14 protein-coding genes and 1 pseudogene are annotated in these 15,937 nt (G+C 42.0%); 9 read left to right on the plus strand and 6 right to left on the minus strand.

What is annotated here, in order from left to right; genetic code table 11:
- Nucleotides 1–11 precede the first annotated feature (11 nt).
- The 6 genes and pseudogenes from ACJJI6_RS03960 to ACJJI6_RS03985 all read left to right on the plus strand — a co-directional run bounded on the left by ACJJI6_RS03960 (nucleotide 12) and on the right by ACJJI6_RS03985 (nucleotide 4,748).
- On the plus strand, nucleotides 12–362 hold the full coding sequence (locus ACJJI6_RS03960) for a hypothetical protein (RefSeq protein WP_445356289.1): 351 nt from the start codon (nucleotides 12–14) through the stop codon (nucleotides 360–362).
- A gap of 271 nt (nucleotides 363–633) precedes the next feature.
- A complete protein-coding gene (locus ACJJI6_RS03965; RefSeq protein ID WP_444897050.1) occupies nucleotides 634–1,188 on the plus strand; it encodes a hypothetical protein in 555 nt (184 codons plus the stop codon).
- Nucleotides 1,189–1,343: 155 nt separating this feature from the next.
- A pseudogene (locus tag ACJJI6_RS03970) lies at nucleotides 1,344–2,860 on the plus strand (IS1182 family transposase).
- 155 nt (nucleotides 2,861–3,015) lie between these two features.
- A complete protein-coding gene (locus ACJJI6_RS03975; RefSeq protein ID WP_445356290.1) occupies nucleotides 3,016–3,393 on the plus strand; it encodes a DUF7674 family protein in 378 nt (125 codons plus the stop codon).
- The gene (locus tag ACJJI6_RS03980; protein WP_445356291.1) at nucleotides 3,359–3,724 is read left to right on the plus strand and encodes a hypothetical protein; all 366 of its coding nucleotides are present in this window, start codon (nucleotides 3,359–3,361) and stop codon (nucleotides 3,722–3,724) included. The genes ACJJI6_RS03975 and ACJJI6_RS03980 overlap by 35 nt, the downstream gene beginning before the upstream one ends.
- A gap of 352 nt (nucleotides 3,725–4,076) precedes the next feature.
- Nucleotides 4,077–4,748, plus strand: coding sequence for an IS4 family transposase (locus tag ACJJI6_RS03985; protein WP_445356292.1), 672 nt, complete (start codon nucleotides 4,077–4,079; stop codon nucleotides 4,746–4,748).
- 519 nt (nucleotides 4,749–5,267) lie between these two features.
- Here ACJJI6_RS03985 and ACJJI6_RS03990 read toward each other — a convergent pair.
- The 4 genes from ACJJI6_RS03990 to ACJJI6_RS04005 all read right to left on the minus strand — a co-directional run bounded on the left by ACJJI6_RS03990 (nucleotide 5,268) and on the right by ACJJI6_RS04005 (nucleotide 9,845).
- Nucleotides 5,268–7,511 (minus strand): xanthine dehydrogenase family protein molybdopterin-binding subunit, encoded by a 2,244-nt coding sequence (locus tag ACJJI6_RS03990; protein ID WP_475712541.1) that lies wholly within the window; start codon nucleotides 7,509–7,511, stop codon nucleotides 5,268–5,270.
- Nucleotides 7,512–7,513: 2 nt separating this feature from the next.
- Nucleotides 7,514–7,972 carry a (2Fe-2S)-binding protein gene (locus tag ACJJI6_RS03995; protein WP_475712542.1) on the minus strand — a complete coding sequence of 153 codons (459 nt, stop codon included), beginning with the start codon at nucleotides 7,970–7,972 and terminating at the stop codon, nucleotides 7,514–7,516.
- 158 nt (nucleotides 7,973–8,130) lie between these two features.
- Nucleotides 8,131–8,817: a nucleotidyltransferase family protein gene (locus ACJJI6_RS04000; protein WP_475712543.1), complete on the minus strand. Its 687-nt coding sequence runs from the start codon at nucleotides 8,815–8,817 to the stop codon at nucleotides 8,131–8,133.
- The gene (locus ACJJI6_RS04005; protein ID WP_475712544.1) at nucleotides 8,814–9,845 is read right to left on the minus strand and encodes an XdhC family protein; all 1,032 of its coding nucleotides are present in this window, start codon (nucleotides 9,843–9,845) and stop codon (nucleotides 8,814–8,816) included. Before ACJJI6_RS04005 ends, ACJJI6_RS04000 begins: the two co-directional genes overlap by 4 nt.
- A gap of 800 nt (nucleotides 9,846–10,645) precedes the next feature.
- Between ACJJI6_RS04005 and ACJJI6_RS04010 the strand changes: the two genes are divergently transcribed.
- Entirely contained in the window at nucleotides 10,646–11,083 is a 438-nt protein-coding gene (locus tag ACJJI6_RS04010) for a hypothetical protein (RefSeq protein ID WP_475712545.1), read from the plus strand.
- A gap of 509 nt (nucleotides 11,084–11,592) precedes the next feature.
- Here ACJJI6_RS04010 and ACJJI6_RS04015 read toward each other — a convergent pair.
- Together ACJJI6_RS04015 and ACJJI6_RS04020 are read right to left on the minus strand one after the other, a co-directional pair.
- On the minus strand, nucleotides 11,593–12,645 hold the full coding sequence (locus ACJJI6_RS04015) for a DMT family transporter (RefSeq protein ID WP_475712546.1): 1,053 nt from the start codon (nucleotides 12,643–12,645) through the stop codon (nucleotides 11,593–11,595).
- Nucleotides 12,646–13,369: 724 nt separating this feature from the next.
- Nucleotides 13,370–13,867, minus strand: a complete 498-nt coding sequence (locus ACJJI6_RS04020; RefSeq protein ID WP_475712547.1) for a DoxX family protein — start codon at nucleotides 13,865–13,867, stop codon at nucleotides 13,370–13,372.
- A 1,028-nt stretch (nucleotides 13,868–14,895) separates the two neighbouring features.
- Here ACJJI6_RS04020 and ACJJI6_RS04025 point away from each other — a divergent pair.
- Nucleotides 14,896–15,171, plus strand: a complete 276-nt coding sequence (locus ACJJI6_RS04025; protein ID WP_475712548.1) for a hypothetical protein — start codon at nucleotides 14,896–14,898, stop codon at nucleotides 15,169–15,171.
- A 563-nt stretch (nucleotides 15,172–15,734) separates the two neighbouring features.
- A complete protein-coding gene (locus ACJJI6_RS04030) occupies nucleotides 15,735–15,905 on the plus strand; it encodes an NADAR domain-containing protein (RefSeq protein ID WP_475712549.1) in 171 nt (56 codons plus the stop codon).
- Nucleotides 15,906–15,937: the final 32 nt, after the last annotated feature.

Raw genomic sequence — 15,937 nt, forward strand, 5'->3', positions numbered from 1 at the left:
GAGAAAGAGTTATGGCTCCAAAATATAGAAGATTCGAGTATGGTATCTCTGGTGATGATCCCAGATTCAATATAGAAAACATGGACGAGAGCGTAGATGAATTTAAGGCTCAAAGAGCCAAATACAAATTGAACGGAGTCGAGTATGAAAATATAAGTTTAATCCCGGAAAAATATGCTCAAGAAGTAGGTGAATACCTAGAGCAATACCCTGAAGGAGATAAATATATTTTCGTGTTTCACAAAGATCCACTGAAATTAAGGAAAGCAAAATTAAGTAGAGTGCTCCCAATTTGGGTTTGGCTTACTTTATTGTGTGGTGTAATTGTGTTTAGTGAATGGTGGTCGGCCTTTGGAAGTTAAAATTAACAATTACAAGCAGGCTGCTACGGGCCCTTGGCCCTTCGCGGGACGGCCTACGCTACGCTCCAGCCGCCCCTGTTGTAGTCGTTCAGGCTGTTGAAAACTAATGTATATATTTGCCCTCTCGAATATGATAGAATATCAACCATAAATGATGATTCTACGTGATTTCTGGTTTATCTTTCACTGATAAGTAGGCTATTTTTTTACGTAGAAGCACAATACAAAAAGAGGGCTGCGTTTTTCTACACCCTCATTATAGGTGCCAGACATGAAATCAATACTTAAAATACCAATATTTTTTATTATTTTCTTATTATACGCTTGCACCACCAGGCCGTTCTCAGAGTCTGGTTACGCAGCAGCTTTTCCTTCCCATGAAGATCGTAATGAAACGGGTAGCGCGAAAATAACATTTAGTGCTGATATTAAATATGAGTCCTATGAAGGAGTTCCATTAAAAGGCTTTCCTTTGGTATGCAAAGAGGGGAGTACATATTCTGCTGTAGATGAATTAGGGGCAAGCAAAAGTATTTATGTAGAGCCAGGCCAGGAATTGGCCACAGGCTCTATTGTAAGTTGGTACAATAGTGGTTGGGCTAAGCGATGTTATGACTTCGTTTCGTTTGTCCCTGAAAAAGGTGAGGAATATATAGTTGTTAATGAGCGTATCGGAGGGAAGCGTAATATCTTTGTAGGCGTAGCTTTACAGCGCTGTGAAGTTTCTGTATACAAAATTACTAATGGAGAAAAAAATAAAATACATGCAAATAAAGTCGAAAAAGATATGTGTTCAGATGGCGACCCTCTTTCTGTCAAGTGGTAATGTATAACAATCAAAGGCAGCGAATAAACCGCTGCTTTTTGCCTTCAGACTGTAGAAAAACTCTTAAAAGGTAGCTTTTTTGTTAAAATGGAGGTCTTGATGCCGAGATTATCCATATGCCCAATTTCAAACGTTACGATTACAACTAAGATGCAATGGTCGTCATCAATTTCGAAGAACAACTACAACCTGAAACCTTTGAGTTTACACTTCATCATCTGATTGATGACCATATCGACCTCTCTGTCTTCCATAAAAAATATCAAGATGATTGCGGCGGGCGAACCGCTTATGATCCGGCTATCCTACTAAAAATCATATTGTTTGCTTACTCAAAAGGTATTACCTCGAGCCGTGAAATTCAATGACAATGTGAGAATAATATCCTCTTCAAAGCACTGTCATGCGATACCGTTCCACATTTTACTAGTATTGCGAGTTTCGTAAGCAGTTATCCTGATGCGATTGAGTCGGTGTTTGAGCAAGTGTTACTGGTCTGCGATCAGCAGGGGCTGCTTGGCAACGAACTTTTTGCAATAGATGGATGCAAGATGCCATCCAATGCCAGCAAAGAACATTCGGGAACTTTTAAAGAACTAGAACAGAAGCAGGAAAAAATTCGCAAGAAGATCAAATATTGCCTCAAAGAGCACAGGAGGCTTGATGGCAGGAAGCCTAAAGAAAAAGAGCGAAAACAAGCGGTAGCTAAAGCGGCTGATACTCTTCAGAAACACTTTGATAAAATTGATCAGTTCTTAAAGAATCAATCCCCAGGATGGGACAAGGTAAAAACCCTAAAGAAGTAAAAAGTAATATCACAGACAATGAGTCAGCCAAGATGACTACCAGCAAGGGAACCATCCAGGGCTATAACAGCGTTGCCGCAGTTGATAGGAAGCATCAGATAGTTGTTGAAGCACAGGCCTTTGGTGAGGGGCAAGAACATCATACATTGAAGCCTATTCTCGATGGCATCAATTGCCATTATCAGCAGTTAGGAATAGATGAAGATATCTTGGCCAAACAGGTCATCATTACTGCTGATACTGGGTTCTCCAACGACGCTAACTACAGCTACCTGCGAGAGAGCGGCATCAATGCCTACATACCTGACAATAAATTCCGTTCACGTGATAAAGCTTTTGCTAAGCAAAAAGCCAAGTATGGCAAGCGTAAACAAAAAGGTAGGGCTAATGTCCAGCAGACTTTCCCTGCTAGTGAATTTACATTCAATAAGAAAAATAAAACCTGTATCTGTCCGGCAGGAAAATCTATGCTTCTATTAAAGGAAGAGCATGTCAGTGAAGGTAAGAAAAAGCTATTGTTCGAAGGGCGCCTCACTGACTGCAGGGCATGCAGCCTTAAAAATCAATGTATGCGAAACCCAGGTTCTGCTGACTCTCGAAAAGGACACGGAAGGCAAGTATCTCTTACTTGGACAAATGGACGGACAGCTACCGACTGGATGAAAAAGCGGGTTGATAGTGCCGAAGGCAAGACCATTTATGGACATCGAATGTCTGTTGTCGAGCCAGTGTTTGGGGACATTGGTACCAATAAGCGATTGAATCGCTTCTCGCTACGAGGAAAAAGTAAGGTTCAGGGACAATGGCAGATATTCTGCTTGGTACATAACATTGAAAAATTGATGAGATATGGCAGTATCCACTGATTGAGTATAAATTAAGGGCATCAAGACGCCTAAATTTAATACAATGAAAGAAATTTAGTGGTATAGATAAATTTTAGCTGAAATTTTAATTGGAGGAGTCTGGGAAATGGCAGCTTCTCCTAAAAATGTTTTTCTACAGCCTCGTTAAGTGTCATATGAATCAGATCGACTTTATAAATGCACTCCTTAGTTCCTGTGACGATATAGAAGATGATTGGCAGGAACATCTAGATTTCTGGGAAGGAGATATACCAGGGTTTTATAATGATATTTCTGTTATTGTTCATTACATAATAAATAGGTATGTATCGAACCAGTATACGGATTTCGATAAACTATTTAGTGTTGTAGAGAAAGGTGTAATATCTAACGATGAGGAAACTTCGGAGTTGGCAACAATTGGTTTTCTTGAAGGGATACTGTTAGTGGGCTCTCACAGTGGCATAAAGCCGGTACAATTTGAGAAATGGCTTGGTAAAAAATCTAGAGAGTCGATTTATGAACTCAAAGAATTTTTCTCTAAAAACACTTAACAAGCGCATGAATTTCGTTCCAGCCCTACGGGCTTCCACCGGACAGGCAATGCTGCGCATCGCCTGCCGATTATGCGGCCGATTGAGAATGGCTAAGATAATTTTTTACTTAGGGATTTTGATCTTTGTTTACACACTGATAGCAATAGCTACAGGAATTCCTGAGTTAGTGGATTTCGTTCCGCTGAATTGGGTGCAATCTACACTGGAAAATGGCTATTACAAGGTTGTTCCCTCAGATAGCCCTAGTGTTAGCAAGTGGTACACGCTTGGTATTGCCGTCATACTAATTTTGGCTGGCTACTTTGCAGGCGGCCCTAGAAAGAAATAATTTTATTCACAGTGCGAGGTCACGTATAACCAGGCCAGGCAAGATCGCCCAGCCGGAGGCTGGGCTGGACAGCCTACGCTTCGCTTCGGCTGCCCTTGCTGGCAACGTTATGAGCCATCGGTTAGATAATGAAATTCAATCTTATTCCAGCACTCATTTTTGGTTTATTTATTGCGGTACTTAGCCTATATGTTGCTTGGCAGCATAATCCGCAATGTGAGTTTCATTGTGAGGGTACAATTTATTGGGGGGCGTGGCTGCAAATAGGTTTGTCTTGGTTTATTGTCGGCTCGCTTTCGGTATACGGTATTATCTGGTTAATTCGAATTTTTTATAGATTGGTTGGGACTATATGACCAAACAGAAGTCCATCGGGAAATACTCAGTAGGTATCCCCAAAAGGAATGGAGAGCCGGAAAGGGAAGCTAAGGTCAGTGTATCCATTGCAGAAGTAAGATTACAGGGAAAAGGAAAATCAAAACGACCTCTTTCTATTTACGCAGTTTTTGCTAAGGAATTAAGCCCACCAGAAGGCAAAAAAGGTATTGAATGGATGCTGCTGACCGATCTTGCAGTTGAGGACTTTAAGCAAGCGAGGATCATTATTGAGTGGTATCGAAGTCGATGGGAAATTGAAACCTATTTTAGAGTGGTGAAAGGCGGATGCCAGATAGAAAGTAATCGCTTTAGAACCGAGCAGCGAATGCTGAACTGTATTGCAATCTATATGATTATTGGGTGGCGTCTACACTCCATGAAAACACGAGCACGAACGCTTCCTGATACGTCGTGTACGAAATTCTACTCTGAAAAAGAGTGGCGTATGATATGGATAATGCAAGCTAAAACCTCCCCACCCAATGAAGCTCCAAGTATGAGAGATATAACTCGTATGTTGGCAGGACTTGGAGGCTTTCTGGGACGGAATGGCGATGGTGAGCCCGGAGTTAAAACTGTTTGGCGGGGGTACACAAAGCTTCTCCATTATATGGAGGCAGCGGAGGCTTTAAATGGACTTAAATGATGTGTATGAAACACAGGCCGGGCGTTAAGCACCATAGCTGGGGGCATCCCGCATGTTCTCCGGAATCAGTTGATATAGCCACAAGCTTCTCTAAAATTTATTCGGTTAGAACAAAAAGTAATTTAGTTTCCAGTAAGAGCAGTATTCAACACTATCCCAATAATGATAATGGCAAGCCGAACGAGGTTTTTGTAGATATGTCTTTATTTGATGTTGCCTTACAAGGTAAAGGCTATGGCCCAAAATTATGAGACTTCTGTGTGAGGAAGTCGGAAAAGTGAAAATTTTTAACCCTGTATCCCGTTGCTACGTAGCAATCCATGCTTTTATTAAGAAACTTTTGAGCGATTTGATTTTTAAGTTGTAGGTCGAGACAAGTTTGATGAGTCAATAATGGAATTGCATTATGTTCAGTCAATTCTGTGGGTCTTTGTCTACGCTGTTTTCTTTTATATATCCCCCTTCACGAAGAACGAGTAGGGGGATATAAAGCTCTACCTTTGCGATTGTACTCATAATTTAAACATTAAGTTTTTTGTTTACTGGCAGATCGCGAACTCTGGTTCCTGTTGCTGCAAATATTGCGTTGGTCAATGCAGGGGCTACTGGTGGCACACCAGGCTCACCAACGCCTGCTGGAGCAGAACTGGCACTCACTACCGTTACCGAAATATCAGGACACTGCCCCATACGAAGTACAGGGTAATCATGGAAGTTGGACTGCTTAACCTTTCCATCTTCAAAGGCTATCTCTCCCATCATCGCCAAGCTTAAGCCAAAAATCACCGCGCCTTCGGTTTGTGAGACAACTCTATCAGGGTTAACAACAAGTCCAGCATCAATGGCTGCAATTGCTTGCAGTACCTTAAGGTTTGTGTTTTCCACCTCCACCAGTATCGCTATAGCTACATAGCTATTAAAGCTTCGATGAACGGCAAAGCCCCAGCCTTGATTTGACTGGTTAGGTGCAAATTCAGCCATATTCCTTTCAACAATATCAATCACCTGGTGGTAGCGACCAACATCGACTGGGTGACGTGATAGATCCTCTCCGTAGTTTCCGTATTTGAACTGTTGACCGGAAAAGTCGATATGCCTAGGTTGGCCCAACATTTCTTTCCACATCTTTGGGCATGATACTTTGGCATTGTGTGCCAGTTCATCCACGAAACTACCAATACCAAAGGCGTGCTGAATATTACTCACTGAGCGCATCCAGCCGATACGGGTATGCGCCAATGCTTTAACCGCTTCACAACGATGACTTGGCACAGTAAATGGAATGTCGACAAAGCCAAGGTCCAGTTCTCCAGCTGAGGGGTACTCCACGTTCTCGGCAAAGGTAGTGCTAATAGATGGAAAGGCGGTACGTTGTAGTATTGCCGTTGGCATTTGATCGCTATCAAGTTTTGCTTGATAAAATTGGGCACTAATTGCGTGCATGTAGCCGTTTTGGATATCGTCCTCGCGGCTCCAGCTAACTTTAACCGGCCGTCCAAGCTTTTTAGACAATAGTGCCGCTTCCACACTAAAGTCAGGCTTTGACTTCCTTCCAAAGCCGCCCCCTAATAGCGTGACGTTAACTTTCACTTGTTCGTCATTGAGCCCGAGGTTTGCTGCTACATTTTGCTGCGTACTTTGCGGTGTTTGTGTTGATGCCCAGATTTCACAGCCATTTGGTGTAACTGAAGCTACAGCAGCAGGAGCTTCCATCGGTGCGTGGGCCAAATAGGGCACTGTGTATATGGCTTGCTGGGTAGAGTCCTCCGGCCAATCGGTGTTTTCAACTCCTTGTTGGCGAACTAATTTACCAGGCTCCTTGACCCCCTGAATTAACGACTCCATGAAACTTGTGCTGCTGTGGCTATCATTCTTACTGGCAGTCCAAGTTATTTCTAATGCTTTACGCCCTTGCAAGGCACTCCAGGTGTTAGTAGCAATAACTGCTACACCACCTAAAACTTGAAACTTAGGTGGTCCTTCGGGCACAGGTAATTGAATCACATCCACAACCCCGGGAACTTTGCGAGCCAGGGTATCATCTAAACTTTCTACATCACTACCTAGAACCGGGGGCCTGCTTATACTGGCATACAGCATGTCATCTATTTGAATGTCGTAGCCATATCTAGCTCTTCCGGATAGTATATTATCCATGTCGACAATCTTGTGAGATTTGCCGATATGTTTAAAGTCCTTGTTTTCCTTCAGTTTCACGTGGTTCAATTCTGGTATGGGCAGTTTCGCAGCAGCAACTGCTAGCTCTCCATAACTAAAGCTTCTGCCCGACTTTACGTGCACGACTTTATGATTCCTGGCTTCCACTTCTCCGACAGGCACTTGCCATGAGTCTGCTGCAGCTTGTTCCAGCATGGTCCGAGCTATTGCCCCCATTTGTCGCATTTTGTCATAATGCTTACGAATACTGCGTGACCCATCGGTATTCTGGCTTCCATAGCGCTTATCGGCTAACCCTTGAATCACAACGACATGTTGCCAATCAGCCTCAAGCTCATCAGCGAGTATCTGAGGTATCCCGGTTCTAATACCTTGGCCCATCTCTGAACGATGACAGGTAAGATAGACTTTATTGTCTTCGCCAACAGCAACAAACAGGTTTAACCTCGGCTCCTTTCCTTGTGCTATGGCCATCGGACTCCAGCTTATCCCACTTGCACCTAAAGCTAAGCCCCCGCCAGTTGCTCCAAATAGTTTAAGTACATCCCGGCGGCTGAAATTTTTTACAGCTGTAAAGCTACTCATTATTAAGTTCTCTTTTTAGCGGTGTCTTGAATAGCAGCTCGAATTCGTGTGTAGGTACCACAACGGCAAATATTTCCAGCCATGGTAGAGTTAATCTCTTCATCACTTGGTGATGGGTTTTGGGTCAATAGCGCGGCAGCAGTCATAAGCTGGCCAGACTGACAATAGCCACATTGTGGAACGTTATTGTCGCTCCATGCTTGCTTCAATTCAGCAAATTGCAGCCCCTCGATGGTAGTTACTTTCTTGCCGTTGGCTTGCGAAACCGTCGTTAAACATGCTCGCGTAGGCGCTCCGTCCAAGTGGATTGTACAAGCTCCACACAATCCAGCACCGCAACCATATTTAGTGCCTGTTAATCCAAGCAAATCTCTGATTGCCCACAAAAGTGGCATCTCTGGTGCAACATCTAGTGCGTAACTTTCGTCGTTGATGGTTAAGGTTAACTTCTTATCTGACATTACCCGCTCCTTGATAATCCCGCTAGTAATTGCGTATCGGTGGCGAAATCGCTTCTTTTCGTTAACTGGCTCTGACTTGGAAATCTGAGTATCGCAGAGCTAGTTTTACGGAAGTGCTTATGTAAATTGATACTCTCACTAAAAACTGAAAATAAGCCCTAACTGAGATTTTCCACAATCATTTGTTGCCATTTTTCTATGTCAGCTCTACGATCTATATCTATGGCGACACCCTCGATCTCAACTATTGATAAAGCATCAAGATTAGATTTCTTTTTCAGTAAGTGTTTTGCGCCCGTATCGCCTGTGAGAGATGCGATATCAGTAAAATCTGAGGAGTTAAATACTGCAGGTACGCCAAAACTATTTTGATATTGGGCGCAGCAAGTTTGCCCATATGACTGCCACACAGTGATTAATTGTTGATAATCATCCAAAGTTACGCCTATGTGATCAGCCAAGGCAATTAGCAAACCATCTACCTTAAGGGCCTCGGCTTCGATAACTGCTTCTTTAATAGAGCTTGCAATACCACTTTGCCAGTTAGGGTTAAATCGCCGGTTCACATCGGAAGACAACAAATTAGCCAGCTTCTCTTGATGCGCTCCCAGAACTACCAATAACTCTACTTTTAGCCCGGTTGATATTTTTGTGTTTAGGCTGGTTAGTTTATCAAGCGTTTGCAACAGCAGAGGCTGACTCTTAATCTTCCCATTTGAGTCAATCACATCTACTGTTGCTTGTAATTTTATACCATTAAATCTACGACTTTCTCCGGCAGCGAGCAATGCTACCAGTATCCGTTTTGAAGGTTGTCTAGCTGTCTCTCGGATAAATTTATTCACGTTGCGACCTTGTCTAGAGGTAACAATCTAGCTTGATGCAATACTCCGTGACATTGAGCCAGGATGCTCAAAGCAATGGACTCAGGTAGCTCACCACCTAATGCTAAACCTGCCGGTGCGGAAAAGACACCATAGAAATCACTTACTTTTATCCCCGCTCTATCAAGAACTTTATCACGTCTATGTGGAGGGCCGAGCAGCGCAACATAGTGTAGCTCCGTCAGGCTTACGGCTTGTAACGCCTTCGCATCCAAGTCCAAGTTGTGGTGCATCACAATCGCCGCATCAAACTGACTCAGCAGCGATGTGGTCAGCTGTGAATAGGGTTTCTTTAGAATACTTGCACGAGGGAAATCGTAATGACGGGCAAAACTTGCGCGTTCATCAATCACCGTAATGTGCCAGCCTATTTCTTGAGCAATTTTGACAACTGGCTGAGCATCTAACCCGCCACCAAAAACAGCAATATGAAAGCGGGGTAGGCAGGGAATAATTAATCTCGGATGCAGAGCATTTGCTTTTCCATTTTGCAGTGATAGGGTAGCTTTGGTAGTGCTATCAATCTGGTAGCCCATTGCTTCTGGGGCAATAACTCTCGCAACAAGATCTCTTGAATTGGTATTTTGAATAGGTAACTCCAGTTCGTAGAAAGCGGAGTTTCCCGAGTTCAAATATTCTAAAAGGCAATGCAACTGAAGATATTGGTTTCTATACGTGAGGGGAAATAAAATTAGTTCTACAATGCCACCACAGCCTAATTGATAGCTAGCATCTGACTCATCACTGGCATCGTAAATCACTTTAATCGAAGTATCATACTGAATAGCGCGTTGAGCGTATCGTTTTAAATCGGCCTCTAAGCAACCACCACTGACTAGGCCAATACTCTTACCTAGTGGGTGAAACAACATCATCGCTCCCGCCTTGCGATAAGCAGAGCCCTGAACTTTGGTGATTACGGCAAGTACCCAATCATCCTCAGGCGATGCCTGCCATTCACTTAATAGGGCTTCAATATGGTGCGACATAACTCAGTACTCGAATACATGAAAAATGACCTGCAAACCTATTTGGAACTTAGTAAGCTGTAAAACACCACAATTTAGCGATACTCCAAGAATGTGAATAAAATGCAAGTTCGTTCCCAGAAAATGCGGCAGTTGTGCTGTTAAGCGCGATAGCTGGAAATTGATGTGTGCTTTCGTCTAATAATGGGCAGCTTCTATAAGGGTAGAATCTGAGGCGAGGCAGTGGAGTTTTGTCCTAAATGGCTCCTATTCGATTATTTTCTATTTTAACTGCCTCTGAAACAGTGGTGCCAGCTCACTAGCTTGTTCCGAGTCGAATCAGTAGCCTATTTCCTAGTGATACTTTGGGTAAGGAAAGGCTTAGTGCGTAGAGGTTCTTGTAATTGATCTTTGGTAGAAGAGTAGAGCAAGGCAAAAGGGTAATAGATGTAGAATGGAAAATTAGATATTAAGCTGCTAGTGCTGGGAAGGCATTGGTTAAGTCAATATTTATAAGGTTAACTAAACGTTAGTATTGCAATGCCAGGAAAATTCGAGATCCGTATGAAATTCTATCGATAGCCAGTCTTGTTTAAGCGATAAGTAGTGTTTAATTCAAAGGTTGTAACAGATAAGGTTAGAATGCGGTGAATTTTAAGTCCGTTAATCTGTGTTTTTGTGATGTGCCATATAAAGATAAATTGATAAGGATGATTATGAATGCCAAGTCGATTCTCAATTTCCTCATCGCAGGTATAATATTATTTGATGTTTAAATTTGTGCTAAAAATAGCGGTATTTGAAAGTGTAGAGTATTAAAGGTGTTGAATTGTCTATTTCGCCGTATCGTGAAGTTTTTTGGTTTTGGTTTTGGTTTTGGTTTTGGTTATGTAGTTGACGGGGGAGTATTTGTGAAATTTACACAAAGTTTATTGGTTAAGTATTGCCTTGTTTTATTGTTCCTTTTCTACAGTGCGGTAACTCTGGCACAGAACAATATAATAGATTATTTGGACATTTTGATTCTTGATGGAAAAGTTGTCGATGGTTCAGGTAATCCATGGATAAAGCAAGATGTAGGAGTGGTCGATGACAAGATAGTCTTTGTAGGGAACGCTGATAGTCTTAGGAGCAAGGCTAAATTAACCATTAATGCTGAGGGGTTATATGTTACTCCTGGGTTTATTGACATGCATAGCCATGCAGATCTCAATGACCCGCAGGATAAAAAATGTTACCCCAGATCTTTCAGGGCGTGACCTCGGTAATTGTTGGTATAGATGGAATTGGAAAGTATGATGTTCTAGAGTAATATAAAATCGCTATGGTTCCCTGAGAATTAGTTTATTAGGAAAACACATTGCTACTCGCCTATGAATAGATAGTTGGCTAAAGTTGACCCGAGAGTGAGCCTTGCTTGTATTAATTCGGATTTTGATTGGCAGTATGTTTTCTGCAACAGAGGTAACTGGAAGGTCAGATTTGAATTGATAAATGTAAGTATTTACCTGCTTAAATTATAGCTGTGGCTTTTTGCCATTTAGTCAGGATTGGCTAATTCAGAAATCCAACCTCAGGTAAGTTAGCTTCCGAGTAAGAGAAATTTTTCACCAATGTCTTTTAGCTATACCTCCATGCGAACAGAGATTTCTCTCAATATAGGCGATAGTTTTGAGCTTTGAATTTTCGCAAAGTCCACTACCTAGCCTTGCAAAGCCTATATCGTCACCTAAGTCTCCACTATAGTATCTGTTTCATCTACTAAGCTCTATATCCCTTTAAAAGAGCATGGTTTTTCATACTTCATTTCGACGGCTTTTTGCTCGCGATATTGGCCGAGTAATGAGATACCTATTCCGGACATAATAATGATACCCCCAATGATTTGAGCGAAGTTGGGAACCTCTTGCAGGATAAGAAAGGCGAAGAAAGTACCGGCTACGGGGGTAATGGCTGTCGCGATAGAGATATCAGCAGAGCTAGCTCCACCTTGGAGTCCTTTAAACCAGGTGATCTGCCCAAAGACAATAATGATTGCTCCGTATACAAGCATCCACACCCAGAGGAAAGGAGAGAAAAGGTCGTCAAAGTGGTGGGGGCCAAATACAGAGAGGACAATGACCGAAAAGAGTATCGCCCCTGCAAGCATGCGGAAAGTTGAAAAGACGCCAATAGGGACGCGATCAAGCAGTTTCCGACTGGCCTGAACGGCAATGACTCCTAAAAGTGTTGCTACAGCGGTTAAAATTTCTCCAGCTTTGGGGAGGTTTTCAAGAAATTGGTTCATGGCTGGATTTCCAAGATTGAGCATTTTCATACTCATTGGATCTTCCATCGGGGATTGGTGTAGGGCAAAAATTGCAATAACGCCAACCGTTACCACAAGTGCCCCCACTATTGCGAACCCCGTAGGCCTTTCCCTGAACATCAGATAAGCGAACAAAAGCCCCAAGGGAGCATCTAGAGTTGCAATTAAAACGACATTGGTCACTTCTGTGAGCATCAGAGCAATAAAGAAGAAAGCGGGGGCAAGAACTCCAGACATCAAAATAAGCACGAACATATAAAACCAGTCTTTGAATGGATATTGCTTTAAGATGCTGAGACGCCAATCTTTCCTATAGATTATTAAAAGAGTGATACCCGCCAAGAGATTTCCAGCGAACAAAAGGTTGCAAAAAGAGATTGGGTTGTTTCCATTAATAGGGTGACTGGCACCTAGCTCCCCAATTTTTGCAACGACTGAGTTGGAGGCAGCAAAAATAAGAATCGAAATCCATAGCCAAAATCGGGTACTTTTTATGGCGTGTTGATTTTCCATTTGATGTCCCCTGGGAACTACAACATGTTCCAGTAAATTTAAGTCGTTCCACACTCCCGCACTAAGTATCCCCTACAATTAAGTAGTGGTAAGTGGGGTAGTCTGATTTGGATTATTGTAGACCAATTCTAATAACTGATAGTGCTTGAAAGGAGAGTGTCTACCCACGTCAAAATACTGCAGCGAATGCCGCTCTGAGTATTGGGGCCATTCTTACTCATGTTTATTTAGAGATCAGGTTATACCGGAGTTTAGTGAGGAGAATATGATTGTGAAATTTTTAGTACTGGAGAAGGGTTCTTGATAAGTGCTGCTGGAGGTAGAGCTTACTACAGCAACGTGCTATATTTTAAATAAAATATAGATGGTTATGAATATGCTCCTTCTAAAGATGAGTGGTGTATTGTACTCCATGAATGGCTACAAATTAGAAAAAATTAGAGCCAAAGCTAATTATATATTCAGATCGAGACTCTCAATATGTGGCGCAAGGATATTGGATTCTAAGGTGTAAGAATTAATGTTTACAATACAAGGTTGGTTGAATGTTTGCCAGTTTCCCTAATTACCCTTCTAGTTGTTAGTCTTTTAGGTGCATTTTACGAGTGTTTAAAATTGCATGTTTTCGGGAGTTTGCAAGTTTTGATTCAGAGTAAAGGTAAGGATTGCGCTAGTACTGGTAGCAATTTAATATCCATCTTTCAGGCCTGCAAATCTATCTATTTTATTTAACTGTTCTGTTGAGGCCCAACTTATCGGCAATTAGATGATCTAAGCTAAATCGGCCGGGGCCAGTAGTTATTAACCATATAAATAAAATAATATACAAAACTTGGGGTAAATAAAGAAACCAGCTCATCCAATCCAGCGGTCCAATGCCTTTAGGGATGGCGTGTTCGATTTCAACTGTGGCAATAGCAACAATCATTACAATGGATAGGATAATGGCAACAAGTGTTGACAGTAGGCCCATCATTAAAAGTAATCCTCCGAAGAACTCTATAGAGGCTAAAACCAGCGCCATAAATTTATGGAAGGGCATTCCTATTTCGTTCATTAAATTAATAAGGTCTGCATGTTTCTCAGGATCGAATAGTTTGTTATACCCAGATACTGAAAAAAATAGACCCAGAGATACGCGTGCAACTAAAATGGGTACCCATTCCCAGCTGCGATTACCTATAAGTATTTTTTTAATTAAAGAAGAAGGTTGAGTAAACATATATGCCCTCTTGCATGATTGCGTCCCAATTATGAGTGCCCAGTTAAGAAGTTTTATGCACCTTAATTTTGGCTTTACACTGTATGGCTAATATTGAATCTAAAATATTTATAGAGCAGTAATCCAAAGACTCCTTAACTTTTCAGACGTAGGCGCAAATAGTGTTTCGGATTATACATAAACTAAATGTGAAATATGCAATGGCAATCTCTAGTGAGCAGTCTCGATTACGTGCCGTACTCGAATGAAGCGGATATAGGGCTATCTAAAACTACAGTAGAAACGTGATACTCCACTATCCCTCAAACATCTTAGCCCATTAGTGTGTAAGGGCAAGCCAAAAATACACTGACCTTTATATTGGCGCAATATAGTAAGTCTGTGAATAGTTTGATAGTTCTCCACAAAATCTGAACCAAGAGTATCCTTGCGCTATTTCTTGCCCCTCCCTGATAGGAGTCGCTTGAAAGATAACGATAATAATGGCGACGGAAAAACCGAGTAGTGCTCACAACAAGAAAGTGAGCTGTTCGTCATGAAAAAAATAAAACGTACGCCGATAGTTCTGACATAAATTTTCCAACTTTTAGAAATTTAGGTGGCTCAGAAATAGAGAGCCTTTAGAGTCAGATCATCTATATGTCATCTTAATTGATCTTAACTGCTTGTTTATTGATCAGGTTTGGTGCGCACAAGGACCCCTTATGGTTGGAGGGAGGGGGTTAAGGGATGTAGGAGTCAATTTTTACTAGATTACCTTCTGCTGCTACTGCATCTGATGGAACGGTTGTAGCAGTTATTTGCCTCATACTAGTTTGGTGTTTTAGGGTTTCATTTATGACAAATCTATGGGGCTTGGAAAAATCTCTCTGAATTATGTTCTAATCAAGATACAATATGCTGCTCTAAAGGTGGTTGGCATATGGAAGTTGGTTTTGTTTTTTGTATCTCACCAATACATAACCAGGCTATGCCACGATCAATCTACTGATATTTACGATTATGCATTGTGTAGAGGTCTGGAGGTTATGAGTAAAAAATTGATTTTTATAATGGCTATTTTTGTGGCTGTGTGCGGGACAGGGTGTGCTAGCCAGGAAGATCTGCTGGATGCTGAGCTTTGGTCTGGCGATCCATATATAAACATTTCTGGTAGCGGTGGGGCTAACGAAGATCTCGGGAAAACCCCTCGAGCTAAAATGCTGGAACAGCGAGAGATTGATACTCGGCGAAAGAGTAAATTGTCAAAAGATCAAGTCTTAGAGCATTTAATTTTGGGTGAAGATGGGAAGATCAATTTTTAACTTAATACCAGTAACACTCAAAGTTCGGAGCCTCCGGTAAGTCCATAACAAGATCATTGACGCCGTCTCGGGCACAAAATACGGGGCTCCACAGGACCGGTTACAATTTGCTCTGGTAGCGGTCGGTGGTGGCATAGCCTTTAGGGGCGTTGAGTGACGTTTGGCAAGTTCCAGTTGAACTTGCCCCCTGCTAAGCGGGCGGAAGTGATCAGTTTTAAAGCTAAGACTCTTATAGAGGGGTGACTTTTAAGCTAATTGCATAAGGCGAGAGTCACACAAAGAGAGACCTTAATGTCATATATTAACCAAATGATTATCCAGGGCAGCTGGTGATCGGACTATATCGTGCGGTAGTGCCAGCCAACCAGGATATAAATCTCGCCCTAGCCATTTACATGGCTTTTACTGAACTTGTATTATTTTTTACCTGTGGCTGGTTATGTTGAAGTCAGCACGATAATCATCGCCTACATCTCTTGCCATTCCCTGCTTCTCATTCCTTTTAAGTTTGTGGTAAATGCTAATCTAGCCAAATGCTCTCAAAATTCTGAGCTAAAGCAATTTTGCTTAATACTGAAAACAGAGTATTAGTCGAGGCTAGTCCAGTAGATAGAATATGGGGGATTGGTCTGGCCCAAGAGAATTCTGCGTCAGAAAATCCTAAAGATTTGAAAGGCCTTAATCTTTTAGGGTTCGCACTTATGGAAGTGAGAGCCAGGCTAACAGGCATCTAAAATAGCTTGTAGGTGTAGAATAGGGGAAGGTG

The sequence above is a fragment of the Microbulbifer maximicatervae (SeqCode) genome, from assembly GCF_056232625.1.